At 72.8% G+C, this 20171-nt stretch carries 19 protein-coding genes; 11 read left to right on the top strand and 8 right to left on the bottom strand.

What is annotated here, in order from left to right:
• Positions 1-119 precede the first annotated feature (119 nt).
• On the top strand, positions 120-521 hold the full coding sequence (locus ABZX61_RS32375; protein ID WP_355199919.1) for a cupin domain-containing protein: 402 nt from the start codon (positions 120-122) through the stop codon (positions 519-521).
• Here ABZX61_RS32375 and ABZX61_RS32370 read toward each other — a convergent pair.
• On the bottom strand, positions 518-1234 hold the full coding sequence (locus ABZX61_RS32370; RefSeq protein ID WP_355199918.1) for an NAD(P)-binding domain-containing protein: 717 nt from the start codon (positions 1232-1234) through the stop codon (positions 518-520). The genes ABZX61_RS32375 and ABZX61_RS32370 overlap by 4 nt on opposite strands.
• Before the next feature lie 92 nt (positions 1235-1326).
• Between ABZX61_RS32370 and ABZX61_RS32365 the strand changes: the two genes are divergently transcribed.
• From ABZX61_RS32365 to ABZX61_RS32345, 5 genes are all read left to right on the top strand, one after another.
• Positions 1327-1656 carry a hypothetical protein gene (locus ABZX61_RS32365; protein WP_355199945.1) on the top strand — a complete coding sequence of 110 codons (330 nt, stop codon included), beginning with the start codon at positions 1327-1329 and terminating at the stop codon, positions 1654-1656.
• Between the two features lie 136 nt (positions 1657-1792).
• Positions 1793-2584 (top strand): fumarylacetoacetate hydrolase family protein, encoded by a 792-nt coding sequence (locus ABZX61_RS32360; RefSeq protein WP_355199917.1) that lies wholly within the window; start codon positions 1793-1795, stop codon positions 2582-2584.
• Positions 2581-3471, top strand: a complete 891-nt coding sequence (locus ABZX61_RS32355) for an acetaldehyde dehydrogenase (acetylating) (RefSeq protein WP_355199916.1) — start codon at positions 2581-2583, stop codon at positions 3469-3471. Before ABZX61_RS32360 ends, ABZX61_RS32355 begins: the two co-directional genes overlap by 4 nt.
• Positions 3468-4487, top strand: a complete 1020-nt coding sequence (gene dmpG / locus ABZX61_RS32350; RefSeq protein ID WP_355199915.1) for a 4-hydroxy-2-oxovalerate aldolase — start codon at positions 3468-3470, stop codon at positions 4485-4487. Before ABZX61_RS32355 ends, dmpG begins: the two co-directional genes overlap by 4 nt.
• A 128-nt stretch (positions 4488-4615) precedes the next feature.
• Positions 4616-5380 carry an SDR family NAD(P)-dependent oxidoreductase gene (locus ABZX61_RS32345; RefSeq protein WP_355199914.1) on the top strand — a complete coding sequence of 255 codons (765 nt, stop codon included), beginning with the start codon at positions 4616-4618 and terminating at the stop codon, positions 5378-5380.
• Between the two features lie 16 nt (positions 5381-5396).
• Here the strand turns inward: ABZX61_RS32345 and ABZX61_RS32340 are convergent, their stop codons facing one another.
• Together ABZX61_RS32340 and ABZX61_RS32335 are read right to left on the bottom strand one after the other, a co-directional pair.
• The gene (locus ABZX61_RS32340; RefSeq protein ID WP_355199913.1) at positions 5397-6668 is read right to left on the bottom strand and encodes a serine/threonine-protein kinase; all 1272 of its coding nucleotides are present in this window, start codon (positions 6666-6668) and stop codon (positions 5397-5399) included.
• A 63-nt stretch (positions 6669-6731) separates the two neighbouring features.
• Positions 6732-7352 (bottom strand): TetR/AcrR family transcriptional regulator, encoded by a 621-nt coding sequence (locus ABZX61_RS32335; RefSeq protein ID WP_355199912.1) that lies wholly within the window; start codon positions 7350-7352, stop codon positions 6732-6734.
• 93 nt (positions 7353-7445) lie between these two features.
• On the opposite strand from ABZX61_RS32335, the gene ABZX61_RS32330 reads away from it, so the two are divergent.
• The 3 genes from ABZX61_RS32330 to ABZX61_RS32320 all read left to right on the top strand — a co-directional run bounded on the left by ABZX61_RS32330 (position 7446) and on the right by ABZX61_RS32320 (position 9476).
• Entirely contained in the window at positions 7446-7727 is a 282-nt protein-coding gene (locus ABZX61_RS32330) for a hypothetical protein (protein WP_355199911.1), read from the top strand.
• Between the two features lie 30 nt (positions 7728-7757).
• The gene (locus ABZX61_RS32325; RefSeq protein WP_355199910.1) at positions 7758-8906 is read left to right on the top strand and encodes an alcohol dehydrogenase catalytic domain-containing protein; all 1149 of its coding nucleotides are present in this window, start codon (positions 7758-7760) and stop codon (positions 8904-8906) included.
• Between the two features lie 99 nt (positions 8907-9005).
• Complete coding sequence (locus ABZX61_RS32320; RefSeq protein ID WP_355199909.1) at positions 9006-9476, top strand: tautomerase family protein; 471 nt, start codon at positions 9006-9008, stop codon at positions 9474-9476.
• A gap of 8 nt (positions 9477-9484) precedes the next feature.
• Here the strand turns inward: ABZX61_RS32320 and ABZX61_RS32315 are convergent, their stop codons facing one another.
• Entirely contained in the window at positions 9485-10672 is a 1188-nt protein-coding gene (locus ABZX61_RS32315) for an ROK family transcriptional regulator (RefSeq protein ID WP_355199908.1), read from the bottom strand.
• A gap of 108 nt (positions 10673-10780) precedes the next feature.
• Between ABZX61_RS32315 and ABZX61_RS32310 the strand changes: the two genes are divergently transcribed.
• Together ABZX61_RS32310 and ABZX61_RS32305 are read left to right on the top strand one after the other, a co-directional pair.
• Positions 10781-14317: an alpha-N-acetylglucosaminidase TIM-barrel domain-containing protein gene (locus tag ABZX61_RS32310; RefSeq protein WP_355199907.1), complete on the top strand. Its 3537-nt coding sequence runs from the start codon at positions 10781-10783 to the stop codon at positions 14315-14317.
• Between the two features lie 79 nt (positions 14318-14396).
• Complete coding sequence (locus tag ABZX61_RS32305; protein WP_350735747.1) at positions 14397-14627, top strand: hypothetical protein; 231 nt, start codon at positions 14397-14399, stop codon at positions 14625-14627.
• A gap of 78 nt (positions 14628-14705) precedes the next feature.
• Here the strand turns inward: ABZX61_RS32305 and ABZX61_RS32300 are convergent, their stop codons facing one another.
• The 4 genes from ABZX61_RS32300 to ABZX61_RS32285 form a co-directional block, all read right to left on the bottom strand.
• Positions 14706-15098, bottom strand: a complete 393-nt coding sequence (locus ABZX61_RS32300; protein WP_355199906.1) for a DUF3147 family protein — start codon at positions 15096-15098, stop codon at positions 14706-14708.
• On the bottom strand, positions 15095-15436 hold the full coding sequence (locus tag ABZX61_RS32295) for a DUF3147 family protein (RefSeq protein WP_355199905.1): 342 nt from the start codon (positions 15434-15436) through the stop codon (positions 15095-15097). Before ABZX61_RS32295 ends, ABZX61_RS32300 begins: the two co-directional genes overlap by 4 nt.
• Positions 15437-15505: 69 nt before the next feature.
• Positions 15506-17188: a glycoside hydrolase family 15 protein gene (locus tag ABZX61_RS32290; RefSeq protein WP_355199904.1), complete on the bottom strand. Its 1683-nt coding sequence runs from the start codon at positions 17186-17188 to the stop codon at positions 15506-15508.
• Positions 17185-20160: an FAD-linked oxidase C-terminal domain-containing protein gene (locus ABZX61_RS32285; RefSeq protein ID WP_355199903.1), complete on the bottom strand. Its 2976-nt coding sequence runs from the start codon at positions 20158-20160 to the stop codon at positions 17185-17187. Before ABZX61_RS32285 ends, ABZX61_RS32290 begins: the two co-directional genes overlap by 4 nt.
• Positions 20161-20171: the final 11 nt, after the last annotated feature.

The following is a 20171-nucleotide window of genomic DNA, read 5'->3' as shown; positions in this document are numbered from 1 at the left end:
CGGCCACCCGCTGAACCGCCGAAAGGACGACGACACATGGCACAGGACACGCAGCCGTCAGGCGCGCAGGCCATCGCCGACCCGGACGGCTGTCTGACACCTCGCGGACGGAGACATCCATGAAGATCGTGAAACAGCCGCCGACCGCCAAGCTGCCCGCCGAGTGGTTCACCGGCGACGCCTGGGCCGACGTGATCTACCGGGGCGAGGACCCCTCCCGCGGGCGGGCGAACATGGTCAGGTTCGCGCCCGGCGCCCGTACCGCCTGGCACTCGCACGGCCTCGGCCAGACGCTCTACATCGTCGAGGGCGTCGCGCTGATCCAGTCGCGTGGCGGCGAGATCATCGAGGCCCATCCCGGCGACATCGTCCACACGCCGCCGGGCGAGGAGCACTGGCACGGCGCCGCCCCGGACCGGTTCATGATCCACCTCGCGATGTGGGAAGGCGACGACGCCGCCTGGCTGGACCACGTCACCGACGCCGAGTACAACGGGCCGCGCGTCAGCACGAAGCGCTAGCGGACGGCCTGGTCGGCCAGCTTCTTGACCTGGTCGGCGGGCACCGGAACTCCGGGGGTGTCCACGAACCAGCGGTACGACTCTTCGAAGTCCAGCCCCTCGGGTCGCTGCGACGGGAAGTACGGCTGGACGTAGACGGGGGTGCCGGGCTGGACGCGCCAGCTGTCGGCGATGCTGCCGATGTCCGCCGCGTCGTAGCCGAGCGCGTCCAGGAGCCCCGCCACCTGCGCCTTGGCGCCTTCGTTGTCACCCGCGATCGGCAGGGCGCTGCGGTCGGGGGCGCAGGCGGGGCGGGCGAGGGTGAGCAGGCGGTGGAAGTCGATGTTGTTGAACGCCTTGACCACGTGGGCGCCGGCCAGGTGCCGCTGCACCAGGGCGGTGGAGGTCAGCGTCCCGCCGCTCAGCTCCGGGAGGTCGCCGTCGCGGTCGGGATAGTAGTTCATCGTGTCGATGACGGTCTTGCCGGCCAGGTCCGCGGCCGGGAGCCGGCCGTAGGCGTGCAAGGGGATGGTGGCCACCACCAGGTCGCCGGCGCGGGCGGCTTCGGCGGGCGTGGCCGCGGTCGCGTGCTCGCCGAGCTCGGCGACGAGGTCGGCGAGAGATTCCGGCCCGCGCGAGTTGCTGAGGACGACGTCGATGCCGGCGGCGACGGCGAGGCGGGCCACCGTACCGCCGATCATGCCGCTGCCGATGAGGCCGAGAGTCTGAGTCACGGTGTCAGGTCTCCAGTGTTGAATCAGTGCGTCGAAGATGAAACTGAGTGTCAGGTTAGCTATGGGCGGCCGGCGTCTCCCGCAGCACGTTCCTGCGCTACTTCGGCACCAAGGAGGACGCCGTCATCGAGCTCTATCACCAGGACCCCGCCGGCACCCTCGCGACGACCCGCCTCATCATGGACACCCCCGCGCTGTGCGCGCGCCACCGGGAGAAGCAGCACTGCTGGTGGCCCGAGCTGGCCCGGGCCCTCGCCGAGCGAACGGCCGCCCCTCGATCCACGGAGCTGGTCCTGTCGGTGCGGGTGGCCGCCGCTCTCGACTGCCTGAACATCGCCGTCGACCACTGGACCGCGTCCGACGGCCGGCTCGACCTCGTCGAACTCCTGGACGAAGCCTTCACCGCGCTCGCACCACGATAAGCCGCGACAAGCCACGATAAGCCGCGACAAGCCGCGCGGCCCGTTGTTCCCCCGGCCCGCCTGGCGGGACGGTTCGCTTGCCGGGCGTCGCCTTCGAGCAGCAAGGTCTGCCCGGGAGAACAACGGAAGGATCACGATGGACCCTCGTTCCACAGGTGACGCCGTGACCGGGCTGCTGGATGCGTACGCCACGCGGACCCCGATCGCGCCGCTCACCACGACATACGCGGACATGTCGGTTTCTGATGCGTACGAGATCCAGCTCGCGCAGGTGGAGGCGTGGCGGGCGGGCGGCGCCCGGATCGTGGGGCACAAGGTCGGCCTGACCTCGGCGGTGATGCGCCGCCAGCTCGGCGTGGACCAGCCCGACTACGGTCACCTGCTCGACGGCATGGCGTACATGGACGGCGCCCCCATCGACGCCGCGCGCTTCCTGCAGCCGCGCATCGAGCCGGAGATCGCCTTCGTCCTCAAGAGACCGCTGGCAGGCCCGGGCGTCACGGCCGCGACGGCGGCGGCCGCGGTGGACTTCGTGCTGCCCGCCCTGGAGATCATCGATTCGCGCATCGCGGACTGGAAGATCACGCTGGCGGACACCATCGCCGACAACGCCTCCAGCGGCGGGTTCGTGCTCGGCACCCGGCCGACGCCGCTCGCGGACGCCGATCTGGCGCTGACCGGCTGCCTGCTGCACCGCAACGGCGAGCTGGTCCAGACGGGCGCCGGCGGCGCCGTACTCGGATCTCCGCTCAACGCGCTGGTGTGGCTGGCGAACGTCCTCGGCGAGCGCAAGGTGGCGCTGGAGGCCGGGCACGTCGTGCTGCCCGGCTCGGTCACCGCGGCCATCCCAGTCGAGCAGGGGGACATCGTGACGGCCACTTTCGCCGGGCTCGGCACGGTCACCGCGAACTTCAGGCAGGCGTCGTGAGCAGACTGACGGCGGCCATCGTCGGCCCCGGCAACATCGGCACCGACCTGCTGGTCAAGCTGCTGCGCAGCCAGGCCGTCGAGGTCCACTCCATGGTGGGCGTGGATCCGGACTCGGACGGCCTGGCCCGGGCCCGTTCGCTCGGCGTCGAGGCCTCGGCGGGCGGCGTGGACTGGCTGCTGGCCCAGGACACCCTGCCCGACCTGGTCTTCGAGGCCACCTCCGCCAAGGCGCACGCGGCCAACGCCCCCCGCTACGCCGAGGCGGGGATCACCGCGATCGACCTCACCCCCGCCGCCGTGGGCCCGTTCGTGTGCCCGCCGGTCAACCTGGACACGCTGTCGGACGCGCCCAACCTCAACATGATCACGTGCGGCGGGCAGGCGACGATCCCGATCGTGCACGCCGTCTCCCGCGTGGTCCCGGTGGCGTACGCCGAGATCGTCGCCTCCATCGCCTCCCGCTCGGCCGGCCCGGGGACCCGGGCCAACATCGACGAGTTCACCCAGACCACCGCGCGCGCCATCGAGACGGTCGGCGGCGCCGCCAAGGGCAAGGCGATCATCATCCTCAACCCCGTCACCCCGCCGATGATCATGCGGGACACGGTGTTCTGCGCGATCCCCGCCGACGCCGACACCACCGCGATCGGCGCGTCGATCGAGGCGATGGCGGCCGAGGTGGCCGCGTACGTGCCCGGCTACACCCTGCGGGCCGAGCCGCAGTTCGACCCGCCGCGCGACATCTGGAACGGCATGGCCCGCGTCGCCGTCTTCCTCGAGGTCCGCGGCAACGGCGACTACCTTCCGCCGTGGGCCGGCAATCTCGACATCATGACCGCCGCGGCCGCCCGCGTCGGCGAGCGACTCGCGAAGGTGGGCGCATGACCGGCAAGATCAGGATCACCGACTCCACCCTGCGCGACGGCAGCCACGCGATGGCCCACCGCTTCACCGAGGGGCAGGTACGCGGCGTCGTGCACGCCCTGGACGACGCCGGGGTGGAGGTCATCGAGGTCACCCACGGCGACGGGCTGGGCGGCTCGTCGTTCAACTACGGGTTCTCGCTGGAGGACGACATCACGCTCGTCGCCGCCGCCGTGGACGAGGCGGAGAGCGCGAAGATCGCCGTCCTGCTGCTGCCCGGCCTCGGCACGGTCGAGGACCTGCGCAAGGCCCACGGCGCGGGGGCCTCCGTGGCGCGGATCGCCACCCACTGCACCGAGGCCGACGTGTCGCTGCAGCACTTCGCGGCCGCCCGCGAGCTGGGCATGGAGACGGTGGGCTTCCTCATGCTGTCGCACCGCATCGGCCCGGCCGAGCTGGCCGCGCAGGCCCGGATCATGGTGGACGGCGGCGCGCAGTGCGTCTACGTGGTCGACTCGGCCGGCGCCCTCGTGCTCGGCGAGGCCCAGGCCCGCGTCAGTGCGCTGGTCGGCGAGATCGGCCACCAGGCGGAGGTCGGCTTCCACGGCCACCAGAACCTCTCGCTCGGCGTCGCCAACTCGGTGCTGGCCACCCAGAACGGCGCCCGCCAGATCGACGGCGCGCTGTGCGCGCTGGGCGCGGGGGCGGGCAACTCGCCCACCGAGGTGCTGGTCGCCACCTTCGAAAGGCTCGGCATCCCGACCGGGGTGAACGTGCAGGGCGCGCTGGCCGCCGCCGAGGACGTGGTCAAGCCGTTCCTGAACCGCCTGCCGTTCGCCGACCGCTCGGCGATCACCCAGGGGTACGCGGGGGTGTACTCCAGCTTCCTGCTGCACGCCGAGCGCGCCGCCGAGCGGTACGGCGTACCGGCCCACGAGATCCTGCAGCGGGTCGGCGAGGCCGGCTACGTCGGCGGCCAGGAGGACATGATCATCGACGTCGCCCTCCAGCTCGTCGAGGAGCGCGACCGGTCCTGACGGGGGTGAGGCCCTGCATCGTCTCAGGTCCGGGGCCTCACGCGAGCCGCGCCGCCCCGAGATCGGGTCCGGCGGGCGGCGGAGTAATCTGCGAGGTGAATCACGAACGTGGCTGACGGGGGGCTTCCATGGCGGATCGGCTGAACGGCACCGTGGCGCTGATCACGGGAGCGTCGAGCGGCATCGGGGCCGCGACCGGGCTGGCGCTGGCCGCCCAGGGAGCCACCGTCGCGCTGGTGGCCAGGCGGGCCGACCGCCTGGAGGAGCTGGCCGACCAGATTCGCGGCCAGGGCGGGACCGCGCTGACGCTCGTGGCCGACGTCGGCGACGAACGGCAGGCCAAGGAGGTCGTGGAGCGCACCGCGACCGAGCTCGGACGGCTGGACACCCTGGTCAACAACGCGGGGGTGATGCTGCTCGGCCCGGCCGCCGACGCGCCGCTCGAAGAGTGGCAGCGCATGGTGCAGGTCAACGTGCTCGGCGTGCTCTACTGCGCGCACGCCGCGCTGCCCTACCTGGTACGGGCCGCCGCCGACGGCCCCCGCCAGGTGGCCGACATGGTGAACATCAGCTCGGTGGCCGGGCGGGTGGCGCGCAGCGGCAGCGGGGTCTACAACCTCACCAAGCACGGCGTGGGGGCATTCAGCGAGTCGCTGCGCCAGGAGTTGGCCGGGCGGCACGTCCGGGTGTCGCTGGTCGAGCCCGGAGCGGTGGAGACCGAGCTGACCGGCCACAATCGCCCGCAGATCCAGGAGCAGATCAAGCAGCGGTTCTCCTCGGTGGAGCGCATGCAGGCCGAGGACATCGCCGACGCGATCAGCTACATCGTGACCAGGCCCCGGCGCGTCGCGATCAACGAATTGCTGGTGCGCCCCACCGAGCAGGAGGGCTGACCTCACGGGCCGCCCTTCAGCCGGCCGGCCAGGTGAACCTGTTCGACACGACTCGTTCCCCGTCCGGCCCTTCGGCGACGATCCACACCTTCTGGCCGGTCGCGCTGCACGGGAACCGGTCGTCGGTGTGCTGCTCGCCGTTCTCGTCGCTGGTGAGCGTCGCTCCAGGGTTGAACGCCCCCCAGTTGTCGGTGTACGGCCGGAAGACGTACTTCGTGTTCGGCTTGAGGCCGGTGGCCCGGAACTCGACGAAGGCGCAGTTCTTCCGGCAACTGCCATAGGTCGTCGAGGGGCCTTTGGACACGACGATCCCCGCCTTTTCGCGGGGCGAGCCGGGCGTCGAGACCGGCGGGGGAGCGGTGGGGCGATCGTCGCGGTCGGCGAGCCAGGCGGTCCCGGTCGCGGCCAGCGCCAGGGCGGCCGCCCCCGCGGTGAGCGCCGGCCACCGGCGCCTGGCGGCATCGCGGGTCCGCCGCCACAGCGGGGGCGGGTCGGCGATGCCGCGCAGCGCGTCGCGGGCTCCGGCCGCGGCCGGCCGCCTGCCCGGCTCGCTCTGGAGCATCGCCGTCAGCACCGGACGCAGCGGCCCGATGTCCGCGCTCATCTCGATGACGCCGTGGTGTGCCGCCCATCCCGCCATTCGCCGGTCGTCGTGGGGGACGCGCTCGCCTCCTTCGCCGTGGGCCCAGGGGCGAGGGGGATTCCCGGCGACCAGCGCGTAGACGGTGGCGCCGAGCGAGAACACGTCGGAGGCCGGGTCCGGGCGGCCGCCGATGAGCTCGGGTCCGGCGTAGTCGGGCGTGTAGGAGATCGGGCGCTCGGGCGAGATCGTCTCCACGCCGCCGATCCGCCGCGCGGCGTCGAAGTCGGTCAGTTTCGCCAACCCCTCGGCGTCCATGACGATGTTGGCGGGCTTCACGTCGCAATGGATCAGCCCCTTGCGGTGCAGCGCCGTCAGCGCGTCGGCGATCTGCGCGCCGATGCGGGCCGCCTCCTGGGGTGAGAACCTCCTGCCCGACAGGCTTCCGGCCGGCACCCGCTCCATGACCAGCCAGGTGCCGGCCCGAGGACCGTCGTCCACGGTCAGGACGTCGTGGACGGTGACGATGTGGGGATGAAGGAGCTTGGCGAGAGCGCGGGCCTCACCCGAATGGGTGCGCTTGAGCACGACGGGGAGGTCCAGCTCCTCGTCATGGGCGAACAGCACCTCGGCCCTGCCCTCGGGGACGGTCGCCCCCCGCTCCACCCGGAATCGCGCGCCAAGTCCTTCGTCTCCGTTCAGCCGCAATGCGTCCGCCTCCACCGTGACCGCGACGTGCTCGTACCAGGGCGAAGCATCCCAGAACTATCGTCACTCGCGGTAGGTCGTTCGCTCGCCAGGGTGACAAGGGCCGCCGGTCGCGTGCCGGACGAGTGCTTCGAGCTGGGCGGTGACGTCGTCGAGGGGACGGATGTCGCGTTGGGCGCGGCACATCGCCACCGTGCCCTCCGTCGCCGCCACGATCAGGGTGGCCAGCTGGGCGGCCTGGGCCTGGCCGGCGCCGTGGTCGCGCAGTGACGCGGCGAGCATCCGTTCCCACGTGCCGAACACCTCGGCGGCCGCGTCGATCGCCTCGGGAGGGCCGTCGGCGGGTGGTTCTTCGACCGCGACGGCCAGGACGGGGCAGCCGGCGCGGAAGTCGCTGTCGAGGACGGTCTGCCGCCACAAGGTCAGGAACGCGCGCAGACCGGCCGCCGGGCCGGCCTGAAGCTCCCGCTCCAGGACCCGCGCGACCAGGTCGCCGGCGAACCGGACCGCCTCGGCGGCCAGCTGCTGCTTGCCGCGCGGGAAGTAGTGGTAGGTGGAGCCGAGGGGCGCGCCGGAGTGCGCGGCCAGATCCCGGACCGTGCTCCCGGCCAGGCCGCGCCGCCGGATCAGGTCGGCCGCGCCGAAGATGATCCGCTCCCGTGACCGCGGTTCCCGCTGTGCCATGTAGTACCCCAGGTTGATTATAACGTGCGTTATAGCCTACCGTGAGCAGCGCTTATAACGACCGTCATAACTTCTCCTCCCAGGAGGTGTCTCATGCCGATGATCCAGCTCACCGCCCCGTCCGGGGCGCTGACCGACCAGGGCCGGGCAGAGGTTCAGCGGGAGCTCGCGCGGGCGCTGCTGCGCTGGGAGGGTGCCCCGGACACGGCGTTCTTCCGCGCCCAGGCGTGGAGCTACCTGACCGAGCTGCCCGCGCGGGCGCAGACGACCGCCGAGGACGACCTGCCGCGCTTCCGCGTCGACGTCACCGTCCCGGAGGGGGCGCTGTCGGACCGGCGCAAGAGCGGCCTGGTCGAGGACGCCACGGATGCGTGAGGCCGCGGCGGTCGGTCCGCGAGCGCGGCGATGACCCCCGGCAGCGTGCGCGAACTCGTCTTCCTGCGCAGCGGCCGCCTCGCCTGGCGCGAACGTCCCGCACCTCGACCGGCCGAGCCGGGCGACGCCGTCGTCCGCCCGTTCCTGGCCGGCCGCTGCGACGGCGACACCCTCCCGATCCACCGGCCGGTCTCACGAGCGCTGCAGGCGGGGATGGCGCTCGGCCTGGTGGACCCGATCGTGGCTGCCATCTGCGGGAAGATCCCCTTCCAGGGGCCCTTCCCGATCGGCCACGAGTGCGTCGCCGAAGTGGTCGCCGTCGGGTCCGGCGTGCGGCGGATCCGGATCGGCCAGACCGTCGTCGTCCCCTGGGCGGTCTCCTGCGGCACCTGCCCCCGCTGCCTGGCCGGGCTCACCTCCAAATGCGCCACCACCACCCGAGGTACCCGCGGCACCCTCGCCGCCTACGGCTTCGGCCCCGCCAGCGGCCCGTGGGGCGGCATGGTCACCGACCGGATCCGCGTCCCCCACGCCGACCACATGCTCGTCCCCGTCCCGGACGGCGTACCGCCGCTTCGCGTCGCCGCGGCGAGCGACAACCTCGCCGACGCCTGGCGGACGGTCGTCCCGCCGCTCGCCCGCCGCGAAGGCGCGAAGGTGCTCATCCTCGGCGGCGGCGCCAAGAGCATCGGTCTGTACGCCGCCGGGCTCGCCGTCGCCCACGGCGCCGCGACCGTCCACTACCTCGACGACGCCCCCGGGCGGCGCCAGATCGCCGAATCCTTCGGCGCCGAGGCCCGTCCACTGTCGGGCCCCGTCCGTGACATGTACGACATCGTCGTCGAGGCCACCTCGCGAGCCCCGGGCCTGCGCCGGGCGCTGGCGGCGACGGCTCCCGGCGGCGTGTGCACCGCGGTGGGCTACTACCTGGCGACCGGCACCCGCGTCCCCCTCATGCGCATGTACGCCACCGACACCACCCTCCGGGTAGGCGTCTCCCACGCCCGCGCCACCCTGCCCGACCTCCTGGAGTTCGTCCACCGCACCGGCTTCCCCGCCGAACGCGTCATCACCCTGCTCGCGGACTGGGACGACGCCCCCACGGCCTATGCCGCCCGTACCACCAAACTCGTCCTGGCCCGCGACCCGCTCCCGACCGGAAACGGGCCCACACCATGATCAACCTGCACCACGCCCATCACCGGCGAGCCGGAAACCGTCGTCGAACGGCTGCGGGCCTATTTCGCCCTTTGAGGACGACCGTCACAGGAGGAAACGATGACAGTGATCACGGTGACCGCGCCGCAGGGACGGCTCAGCGTCGAGCAGCGCCGCGCGCTGGCCCGGACGCTGACCGACGCGGTCCTGGTGCCGGAGGTCGGGCAGCTCGCGCCGGCCGCCCGGGTGGGCTTCCAGGTTCACTTCGTGGAGCGCGCACCCGACATGATGGCGATCGGCGGCACCCTGCTCGCCGACGCCGAGCAGGACGTGATGGTCGTCGACGTGGCGGTCATGGACGCCGACTGGCGGCGCGAGGTGCGCGCCGAGGCCATCGAACGCATCCTGGCGGCGCTGGCCGAGGCGTGCGGCCTGCCGGCCCCGTCCCCGGCGTGGTGGGTGAACTTCCGGGTGATCGAGGACGGCAGCTGGGCTTCGGGCGGCCGCGTCCTGTCGATCCTCGACCTGCTCGACACCGGGGTCTTCACCGAGGAACGCGCCATGGCGGTGCGCGCGGCGCTGTCCGACTGACCGCGAGGTCAGCAGCCGGCCAGGGTGTCGCGCCACACCTCGTCCAGGGCCAGCTGGATCGCGCCCGTGAGCACGGTGCCCTCGGCCAGCTCCGACAGCTCCACGCTCGGCGGGGTGAGGGTCAGGTCCTCAAGGTGCCGGGCGATGGCGTCCAGCAAGACCGCGCCGGCGCGGGCGATGCCGCCGCCGATGACGATCGCGTGCGGCGACAGCACGAGGACGGCGGGGGCGATCGCCTCGGCGAAGACGGCGGCGACCCGGTCGACGACCTCCACGGCCATCGGGTCGCCGTCGGCGGCGGCCGCGAAGACGGCGGCCGCGTCCGTCGCGCGGGCGAGCCCGGACTCCGGCTGGCCCGCGGCGCGGCGGCGGGCGAGATCGACGATCGCCTCGGCGCCGATCGCCCGCTCCAGCGGCCCGCGGCCGTCCCCGGCCGGGTCGGGGAGGTCGCCGATCGGCCGGATGAAGCCGATCTCGCCGGCCTGGCCCGCGCCCCGGTGCAGCCGCCCGTCGATGACGACCCCGGCTCCGAGCCGCTCGCCCCACTGAACCGCGAGCAGGGTGCCCGCGCCGGTGTGCTGCCGGACGGCCGCCAGCGCGGCCAGGTTCGCGTCGTTCTCCACCGTGACCGCGCACCTGAAACGAGCCCGCAGGCGGCCTGCGAGGTCGATCTCCGGCCAGCCCGGCACGCTCGGGGCGAACAGCACCCGGCCGGTGGCCACCTCGACGATGCCCGGGGTCGCCGCGGTGACCGCCGCGATCTGCTCGGCGGCCAGGCCGGCCGCCGCCAGAGCCGCGCCCGTCGCCTCGTCGACCGCCTCGAGCAGGTGCCGGGCGCCGCGACGGCCGACCGGCCGGCGGATCAGCGCGAGGCGCTCGCCGGCCAGGTCGGCGATCCCCGCCGTCACGGTGTGCGGGCCGACGTCCAGGGCGAGCACGGGCGCCGCCCGGCCGTTCAGCGAGAACCGCGTGGCCGGTCTGCCCACCGTGGCCTGCTGCGGTGCGACCTGCCGCAGCCAGCCGGCGGCCAGCAGGTCCTCCACCGCCTGGGCGACCGTCGGGCGGGTGAGCTCGGTCAGCCGGGCGAGTTCGGCCACCCGTACGGGCTCCGGCGCGCGCCGCCGGACCGCGTCGAGCACCGCCGCCCGGTTCATCCTCCGCAGGACCGGTGTGCCCGCCGGCCGCTCCTCCGTCATCAACGCCCCTCTTGACCTTCTGTCGTCTCCGGCTGACTATATTTCGCAGAGACCTTACGAAAAGTCTTTACATAATAGGTTCGCCCTCCCGGAGGTGGCCGCCCCCCCATGACACCGCAGATCTCCGCCGCCCCGTTACCGCGCCGACGGCGACCGCTCCTGGCGGCGCTCGCCGTCCTGCTCACGATGCTCGCCGCCCCGTTCGCCGCCCAGCCCGCGGCGGCGGCCGGCACCCCCGCGCAGGAGGCGTCCGCCCGGCTCGACGGCCCGGCGGCGCAGGCCCTGGAACGGCTGATCGGGACCTCGCGCGCCAGGCAGGTCACTCTGCGCGCGATCGACAAGGGCGCCGGCCGGGACCGGTTCGAGGTGTACGCCGAGAACGGCCGCCTCGTCGTCGCCGGTACGACGCCCGCGGTGCAGCTGACCGGCTTCGGCCACTACCTGCGCCAGGTGGCGCACGCCGACATCTCGATCAACGGCTCCCAGGTGGACCTGCCCCAGCGCCTTCCGCTGCCCGCGGCTCCCATCGCCAAGGACTCCTCGGTGGACCATCGCTTCGCCCTCAACGACACCAACCAGGGCTATGCGGGGGCGTATCTGAGCTGGCCGGAGTGGCAGCGGCGGATCGACGTCCTCGCGCTGCACGGCATCAACGAGGTGCTCGTCTACGAAGGCCAGGAGGCGGTCTACCAGCGCACCTTCATGGAGTTCGGCTACTCCGACCAGCAGATGCGCGAGTGGATCCCGCAGCCGGGCCACCAGTCCTGGTGGCTGCTGCAGAACATGTGCTGCACCGACGGCCCGATCTCCCAGCAACTCATCGACCGGCGCATCGAACTCGGCCGCAAGATGGCCGACCGCCTGCGTTCCCTGGGCATGGTCCCCGTGCTGCCCGGCTATTTCGGCACCGTGCCGACCGACTTCAAGGTCCGCAACCTGGGCGCCAACACCGTCCCGCAGGGCACCTGGAACCAGCTCGAACGCCCCCACTGGCTCGACCCGACCGATCCGGTCTTCGCCCGCGTCGCCGCCACGTTCTACCGGGTGCAGACCGAGCTGTTCGGGCCCAGCACGATGTACAAGATGGACCTGCTGCACGAGGGCGGCACGGCCGGCACGGTCAACGTCGCGCAGGCGTCGCAGGCGGTGCAGCGGGCGCTGAACGACGCCCACCCCGACGCGCTCTGGACGATCCTGGGCTGGCAGAGCAACCCGCTCCCGGCGACGCTCCAGGCCATCGACCGGACCAAGATGTTCATCGTCGACGGCATCAGCGAGGAATCCGGCATCACCGACCGGGACAAGGACTTCCTCGGCACCGGGTACGCGTTCGGCACCATCTGGAACTTCGGCGGCCACTTCAACCTCGGCGCCCGCCTGACGCTGTGGAACCAGAAGTTCCACGCCTGGCGCGGCAAGTCCGGCACGGCGATGAACGGCATCGCGCTGATGCCGGAGGCCATCGACAACAACCCGGCCGCGGTCGCGTTCTTCGCCGACCTGCCGTGGCAGGACGGCCCGGTCGACATGCGGCAGTGGTTCGACGACTACGCCACCGCCCGGTACGGCGGCGACGATCCGCACGCCAAGGCGGCCTGGCGGATCCTCCTCGACACCGTCTACAGCTGGCCCGCCGGCGCCGACAGCCGGCACGTCACCGGCCTGTACGACGACGAGCCCGGCCTGGCGAACACCGGCTACCCCCTGCAGTACGACATCGCCGCCTTCGACAAGGCGCTCGACGAGCTGCTCCAGGTCGACCGGCGCCTGCGCGGCTCCGGCGCCTACCGCTACGACCTCGTCGACGTCGCAAGGCAGGTGCTGGCCAACCACAGCCGGCTGCAGCTGCCCAAGATCCGCGCCGCCTACCGCGCCAAGGACCTCGACCGCTTCGAGCGTCTCACCGGCCAGTGGATGGACCGGATGCGGCTGATGGACCGGCTGCTCGGCACCGACGAGAACTTCCTGCTCGGCGCATGGCAGAAGGAGGCCCGACGGCAGGCCGCCACCCCGGCCGAGGCGGCGACCCTCGACTACAACCTCAAGTCGCTGGTCACGCTCTGGGCCTCCGGCGCCCGCCTGCAGGACTACGCCCGCAGGGAGATGAACGGTCTCGTCGGGCAGTACTACGCCAAGCGGTGGCAGCTGTTCTTCGACAGCCTGAAGACCGCGCTGCGCTCGGGCAAGGACTATCCCGAGCCGATCGACTGGATGGCCGCCGCCCAGGACTGGGCCAAGGCCGGCACCAAGCTCGCCTCCGAGCCGCGCGGCGACGCCTACACCGAGGCGAGCCGGGTGGCCGCGCTGCCCGACGGCGCGGTGACCGTCGGGGCCGACCGCAAGGGCGTCAAGCCGGGCGGGGCCGTGCAGGTCACCGCCGTGTTCACCAACGACAACGCGCTGCGGCCCACCGACCGGGTGACGCTCCAGCTCAGCGCCCCGCGCGGATACCAGGTGCGGGCGACCTCGCCGACCCGCGCGGACCACGTCGCACCGCGCGACAAGCTCACCGTGACCTGGACGGTGACCGTTCCCGCCGGCAAGGCCCCGGGCGGTACCCCGGCGCTGGACGCCACCGCCTCCTGGCGCTCCGACGACGCCGAACAGCGGGACACGGCCTCGACCCGCCTGCTGGTCGCCGGAGCCGCGCCCCCGTCGTACCGGACGATGAGCAACACGCAGGCCGAGTTCGCCGCCACCGGCGACGGGATCGCGATCGCGGCGGGCGGCGCGGACCTGTGGCGGGAGACCAACGAGCTGGCCACCGCCTACCGCGCGGACGCCCTGGCCGACGGGCAGCAGCTCGTCAGCACGGTGCTGCGCCAGGACGGCGCGTCGGACTGGACCCGGTCCGGGCTGGTGGTGAGCGACGACCTGGCCACCCCCGGCTCCACCGGCTACGCGAACGTCGCCGTCACTCCCGGCCACGGCTGCGTGTTCAGCTGGGATTCCGACGGCAACGGGCAGCTCGACTCGTACGCGGAGGTGGGCGGGTTCGCGCCGCCCGTACACGTGCGCGTCGGCAGGTCCGGCGACCGGCTCACCGGGTCGTGCAGCGGCGACGGCAGGAACTGGGCGGTGATCGGGGCGGCTCGCGTCCCGGGCGCCGGCGCCACGCTCGACGCCGGGCTGTTCACCAGCGCGGCCAACCGGGACACCGGTCAGCAGGCCATCGCCGTGCTGACCGATCCCGCGCCGGCCCCGTCGACCGCCCGCGACGGCGCGCAGGACACCCTGCAGAGCCTCCGCAAGCCGGTCACGGCGCTGAGCTGGGAGCCGAACCGGGGCCCCGAGCACGCGAACGACGGCAGCCGGGCCAACTCGCCGTACTTCGCCGGCCAGATGACCTGGGACACGACCTGGTGGCAGGTCGATCTCGGGACGGTCGACGACGTCTCGCGCGTCAACGTGCGCAACTACGTCGGGGGCGGGCGCTACTACGAGTACCGGCTGGAGGGCAGCCTCGACGGCGTCACCTGGTACACCCTCGGAGGACGCCGCGGCCCCCGGGCCGCGACCGACGCCGGGGACACGATGACCACCGAGGCGAAGGCCCGGTACGTACGGGTGATCGGCACGCACAACACCGCCAACCTGTCGTTCCACCTCACCGAGGTCAGCGTGTACGGGACGCCGGCGCAATGATATTGACAGGGCACGTGATCCGGAGAGAATAAAGTTCGGTCGCGTTGCTTGAAGTTCACGTGCTCCTGGAGGGACCTTCGTGAGAGTTAAGCAGGGGATTGTCGCGGCGACGATGATCGCCGCCATGCTCGCCGTCGGCTCGACGCCGGCTCATGCCATTCCGCCGCCTCCACCGGGGGGCGACAACCTCACGGTCCTCAGTTACTACGCCGGGGACACGCTCGTCGGACAGCGCTGGTTCGGGTGCAGCCAGTCGGGCCAGTGGGGGTCGCTGGAGGGCCAGCTGAAAGTCACCTGGACGCCCTGCTGAACACCCGCTGAACACCCGCAGAACATGGGGCGGCCTGGCCGGCGTACGGCCAGGCCGCTCCCACGTCCGGCTGACGGCTCATCGGCCGCGGCGGGCGCCGAACGCCAGGTACAGCAGACCCGCGACGACCGCCCAGGCCACGGTGGCCACCGCCAGGACGAGCGGAGCGGGCAGCCAGGTCGCCAGCGCCCACACGCAGGCGGCGAAGGCGATCATGCCCGTCGCGCCCAGCACCGCGCCGCGGGCGTCCTGGGCGGCCGGGTCGCGCCGATGCTCCTCCTCCTCGATGAGGGTCAGCGTGGCCGCCAGAATGGCGGGAAAAGCCAGGAACACTCCCCCCGCCACAGGTCCCCAGCGCAGCCCGACCAGGCCGGCGGCCACGGAGACGATCGCCCCGAAGGCGAAGCGCACCACCATCCCGCCTACCGGCGCGTCCCGCAGCTTGGCCGGCTGCAGCCGGATCGCGTTCATGTGATCAGCGCCCAGCCCGCGCCGGCGACGGCCGCCCACACCACGAGTGCCGTCAGCGAGCCCGCGAAGGCGCCCAGACGGCGTACGAGCGGCACGGCCGCTGCGCAGTAGGCCACCAGCGCGACCGATCCGGCGATCATGCCGAGCGCGGACTCGTCGAGCTGCTGTTCGCCCTCGTGCAGCACGGTGATGGTCATCCCGGCCAGGGCCACGGCGGGGGCGGCGGCGAAGATGCCGGCGAAGCGCTTGGGCGTCAGCATCTCGCCGATCACCGCGAAGACCATCACGAGCAGGCCGCCGAGCAACCCGCGTCCTACGATCCACCACACCTCGCTCATCAGCGGCCCCTCTCGCCGGTCCGCTGCCCGCCGGCCGATCCGGTAACCCCCGATGAGGTAAAGGCCGTCTCACTCGTTCAGGCGGGCGGCGCATTCGAGGAGCAGCGCGTGGACGAAGGCCTGCGGGAGGTTGCCGCGCATCTGCCGCTGCGTCACGTCGTACTCCTCGGCCAGCAGGCCCGCCGGGCCGCACGCGGCGCGGTTGCGCTCGAACCAGCGCAGCGCGGTCGGCACGTCGCCCTGCTGGTGGGTGGCGAGCGCGACGAGGAATCCGCAGAGCAGGAACGCGCCTTCGGTCTCCCCGAGCGGCCGGTCGTCGTGCCGGAACCGGTAGGCGTACCCGTCTTCGGTGAGGGCGGCCAGGTACGCGTTCAGCGTGCGCTTGCTGCGCGGGTCGCCGGCGGGGACGGCGCCGCGGATCGCGGGCAGGAGCAGCGCGCCGTCGATGCGGGGGTCGTCGGGCGCCCGCTGCCAGCGCCCGGAGGGGTGCGTGGCATGGGCGGCGGTGTCGGCGACGATCGTGTCGGCCGGCGCGTTCTCCCCGACGGCGCGCAGCCCGGCCGCGCAGTTCAGGCGGCTGTGCGTCCAGGCGCGGTCGTCCAGCTCCCAGATGCCCGCGTCCGGGTCCCGCCGGCGTTCCTCGACGGCCGCCACCGCGGTACGCAGCGCGCGGCGGCCGTCGGCGTCGAGCCGGTCGTGCCGGTCCGCGGCGGCGAACAGCAGCAGGGCGTCGCCGAAGGAGTCCAGCTGGAACTGGTGGGTCACCCGGTTGCCGGCCAGGTCGTAGCCGCCCGGGTAGCCGGGCAGGTCCAGGCGGCGCTGCTCGGGCACCGGTCCGCCCGTTCCGGTGTAGGCGGGTTTGAGATGCGGCCCGTCCTCCAGCAGCCGCGCGCCCACGAAGCGCACCGCGTCGTCCAGGAGCGGATAGGCCCCGGCGGCGGCCGACGCCAGGCCCGCGTAGCACTGGTCGCGGATCCAGACGTACCGGTAGTCGTAGTTGCGGTCGGCCTCGCTGCGTTCGGGCAGGCTGGTGGTGGCCGCGGCCACCATTCCGCCGTCCGCGCCGGTCAGGCCGCGCATGACGGCGTAGGCGTGGTGGGCGTCCCGGTCGGCGATGGTGTGCAGGCGCGGCATCGCGCGGCCCCACGCCTGCTCGGTGGCGTGCCAGGCGCGGCCGGCGTCGGGCGGCCCGCCGCGCGGCGGGCGGTCGGCGATCTCCAGGACCAGGTCGTGGTGCTCCCCGGCGGGTACGGTGAGCTCCAGCTCCAGACCGTGCCCGGGCCTCGCCTCTTCGGCGCCGGTCCAGCGGAACCACAGATCTTGCCCGTCCGCCTCCCACGCACCACGGAAGCGCGGCCGGCAGACGCCGAACCCGGGTCGCGGGTCGCAGACGACCTGCACCCGCGCGTCCCCGTGCCGGGCGATGATCCGGCGCAGCAGCACGGCGCGCCCGCGCTCGCCGGGGAACGCGAGCGCCTCGCGGCACTCGATGATGCCGGTGGTCGTCACCCACCGGCTGCGCCAGATCAGCGAGCCCGGCTCGTAGGCGCCGCCCCACACGAAGCGCTCCCGCGGCGTGACGGCGTAGACGCCGGCCCCGCCGATCAGCGAGGCGAAGATCGCGTCGCTGTCCCAGTGCGGCGCGCACATCCAGCACAACTCCCCGCGCGGGCCCACGACGGCACCGCGCTCACCGTCGGCGAGGAGCGCGTATTCGCGCAGCACCTGCGCCGGATAGCGTTCGTCGTTCATGCCACGTGAGGGGCCCGCGCGCCGGTCCGGCCAGGGGCCCGCGGCGAAGTCGGCTGCAGCAGCTCCGCGAGCAGTTCGGCCAGGTGCCGGGCCTGGACCCCGGTGCCGGAGGCGATCTGGGTACGGCAGGAGAAGCCGTCGGCCAGCACGGTCGTGCCCGGGTCGGCCTCCCGGACCGCCGGCCACAGCCCCAGCTCGGCGGCGCCGGTGGAGACCTCGTAGTGGCCGCGTTCGAAGCCGAAGTTCCCCGCCAGGCCGCAGCAGCCCACGTCCAGCACCTCGGCCTGGACACCGGCGCGTCGCAGCACCTCCTGGTCGGCGTCGAACCCCCAGATGGCGTGCTGGTGGCAGTGCGGCTGGGCGATGGCCTTACGGCCGGTCCCGGGCAGTGGCGCGGTGATCGCCTGCGGCGCCCGGTCGAGCAGGAACTCGGCCAGCGACTGGGTCTGCCCGGCCAGCCGTTCGGCGTCCGGGTTCCCGGAGAGCAGCTCCGGGGCGTCGGCGCGGAACACCGCGGTGCAGCTCGGCTCCAGCCCGATCACCGGGATCCCGGCGCGCAGCCGGGGAGCGAGGGCGCGGAGGGTGCGGCGCAGCACGCGTTCGGCGATGTCGAGCTGTCCGGTGGAGATCCAGGTGAGCCCGCAGCACAGCGGGATCGGTGGCAGCTGGACCTGGAACCCGGCCGACTCCAGGACGCGGATGGCGGCCCGGCCGATCTCGGGGTGGAAGTTGTTGGTGAAGGTGTCCGGCCACAACAGGACCGGCGGTCCGTCGACGTGAGACCCGTTGAACTCGTCGGTCAGGCGCTTTCGGGCGAAGTGGGGCAGTTCGCGGTGCTGATCGATGCCGCCGGCGCGTTTGACGAGCCGGTCGAGGAGTGGGGCGTGGGCGACGGCGTTGACCGTGCCCGGCGCGAGCGACGCCAGGCGTGCCCACAGCGGCAGCCAGCCCATGGAGTAGTGCGACATCGGGCGCAGGCGGCGATGGTAGTGGTGGGACAGGAACTCGGCCTTGTAGGTCGCCATGTCCACGTTCACCGGGCAGTCGCCGCGGCATCCCTTGCAGGCCAGGCACAGGTCGAGGGCCTCTCGGACGTCCTCGGACCGCCAGCCGTCGGTGATGACGGCGTCCTCGCCGCCGCCCGGCATGCCGCGCATCATCTCCATCAGCAGGCGGGCCCGGCCCCGCGTCGTGTGCTTCTCCTCGTGGGTGACCCGGTAGCTCGGGCACATCACGCCGCCGGAGGAGGCGCGGCACCTGCCGATGCCGACGCAGCGCGCCGCCGCGTGCGTGAACCGCCCGTGGTCGTTCGGATAGTCGAAGTGCTTGCGTGGCTCGTCGGGGTGGTAGCCGAGGTGGTCGAGGTTCTCGTCCAGCCGGTACACGCCGGGCGTGCCGGACGGTTCGCGTGCTTCGAGCGGCGAGGCGACCTTGCCGGGGTTCATCCGGTCGCCCGGGTCGAAGATCTCCTTGAAGCGGCCGAACAGCCTGACGATCTCCTCGCCGAACATGATCGGCAGCAGCTCGGCACGGGACTGGCCGTCCCCGTGCTCGCCCGACAGTGACCCGCTGTAGGAGGCGACCAGCCGCGCGGCGCGCTCGACGAAGCGCCGGTACGTGGCCGTGCCGTCGGGGTCCTCCAGGTCGAAGCCGATCCGGGTGTGCACGCAGCCCTGGCCGAAGTGGCCGTACAGCGACGCCGATCCGTAGCCGAACTCCTCCAGCAGGGCGCGGAAGTCACGCAGATAGTCGCCGAGTCGCTGCGGCGGGACTGCGGCGTCCTCCCAGCCCTCGTGGGTGTCGGGGCCGCCGGGCGGGTAGGCGGTCGCGCCGAGCCCGGCCTCGCGGACCTTCCACAGCCGCTCCTCCTCCTGCGGGTCGTCGAGATAGGCGACGCGGGGGTCGTGCTCTGAGCGGTGGATGTCCTCCAGCAGGCGGTCGGCGCGTTCGTCGGCCTGCTCGCGGGTGTCGCCGCCGAAGCGCACCATCAGCCACCCCGACCCTTTGGGCAGCTCCCGCAGCACTCTCTGCTTGGCGACGTGCTCGGCGCGGGCCAGGTCGATGAGGGTGTGGTCGAGCCCTTCGAGAGCCAGGGGGCCGTGTTCGGCCACGGCGGGGACGGCGTCGCCGGCGGCGGCGATGTCCTCGAAGCCGAGGACCACCAGCGACTGGTACTTGGGCACGGGCACCAGCTCGATCTCCGCCTGCAGCACGGTGACCAGCGTCGACTCGCTGCCGACCAGCGCGCGGGCGAGGTCGAAGCCGTTCTCCGGCAGCAGGGAGTCGAGGTTGTAGCCGGAGACGCGCCGGGGGATGTGCGGGTATCGGGTGCGGATGAGCGCCAGGTTGTCGTCGATGAGATCGCGCAGCGCCCGGTAGATCTCGGCCCGCCGGCCTCCCTCGGTCTCGGCGAGGATGCGTTCGCAGTCCTCCTGGTCGGTCGGTCCGACCCACATCCGGGTGCCGTCGTAGGTCAGCACCTCCATGCGCGCCACCGAGTCGGCCATCTTGCCGTACGCCTGGGCGGACGCGCCGCAGGAGTTGTTGCCGATCATCCCGCCGATCGTGCAAGTGTCATGCGTGGCCGGCTTCGGCCCGACCATCAGGTGATACCCGGAGAGCTCGGCGTTGAGATCGTCCAGGCAGGCCCCGGGCTCGACCACCGCTCGCCGGCGCTCCGGGTCGACCCGCACCAGCCGGCGGCAGTACTTGGACCAGTCGAGCACCACGCCCGTGTTGCAGCACTGCCCGGCCAGGCTCGTCCCGCCGCCGCGCGAGAACACCGCGACGTCGTGCCGGCGGCACACGGCCACCGCCTCCACCGCCGCGTCAATGGTGCGCGGGATCACCACGCCGATCGGCACCTGCCGGTAGTTGGAGGCGTCGTGGGCGTACGCCGCGCGCGATCCTGCGTCGAACCGTACTTCGCCGTCCACCCGCGCCGCGAGATCACGTTGAAGCGTTGCGGACATGCCGGACCGAC

Source organism: Nonomuraea sp. NPDC003709 (assembly GCF_040610775.1).
Taxonomy (GTDB): Bacteria; Actinomycetota; Actinomycetes; order Streptosporangiales; family Streptosporangiaceae; genus Nonomuraea; species Nonomuraea angiospora_A.
This window is presented reverse-complemented; position numbering and strand designations above follow the sequence as displayed.

Coding starts and splice junctions, on each gene's coding strand:
- ABZX61_RS32285 (WP_355199903.1), bottom strand. CDS start 20,160: ATGTCCGCAACGCTTCAACGTGATCTCGCGGCGCGGGTGGACGGCGAA.
- ABZX61_RS32290 (WP_355199904.1), bottom strand. CDS start 17,188: ATGAACGACGAACGCTATCCGGCGCAGGTGCTGCGCGAATACGCGCTC.
- ABZX61_RS32320 (WP_355199909.1), top strand. CDS start 9,006: ATGACAGTGATCACGGTGACCGCGCCGCAGGGACGGCTCAGCGTCGAG.
- ABZX61_RS32375 (WP_355199919.1), top strand. CDS start 120: ATGAAGATCGTGAAACAGCCGCCGACCGCCAAGCTGCCCGCCGAGTGG.
- ABZX61_RS32330 (WP_355199911.1), top strand. CDS start 7,446: ATGCCGATGATCCAGCTCACCGCCCCGTCCGGGGCGCTGACCGACCAG.
- ABZX61_RS32325 (WP_355199910.1), top strand. CDS start 7,758: ATGACCCCCGGCAGCGTGCGCGAACTCGTCTTCCTGCGCAGCGGCCGC.
- ABZX61_RS32295 (WP_355199905.1), bottom strand. CDS start 15,436: ATGAGCGAGGTGTGGTGGATCGTAGGACGCGGGTTGCTCGGCGGCCTG.
- ABZX61_RS32345 (WP_355199914.1), top strand. CDS start 4,616: ATGGCGGATCGGCTGAACGGCACCGTGGCGCTGATCACGGGAGCGTCG.
- ABZX61_RS32315 (WP_355199908.1), bottom strand. CDS start 10,672: ATGACGGAGGAGCGGCCGGCGGGCACACCGGTCCTGCGGAGGATGAAC.
- ABZX61_RS32360 (WP_355199917.1), top strand. CDS start 1,793: ATGGACCCTCGTTCCACAGGTGACGCCGTGACCGGGCTGCTGGATGCG.
- ABZX61_RS32300 (WP_355199906.1), bottom strand. CDS start 15,098: ATGAACGCGATCCGGCTGCAGCCGGCCAAGCTGCGGGACGCGCCGGTA.
- ABZX61_RS32310 (WP_355199907.1), top strand. CDS start 10,781: ATGACACCGCAGATCTCCGCCGCCCCGTTACCGCGCCGACGGCGACCG.
- dmpG (WP_355199915.1), top strand. CDS start 3,468: ATGACCGGCAAGATCAGGATCACCGACTCCACCCTGCGCGACGGCAGC.
- ABZX61_RS32335 (WP_355199912.1), bottom strand. CDS start 7,352: ATGGCACAGCGGGAACCGCGGTCACGGGAGCGGATCATCTTCGGCGCG.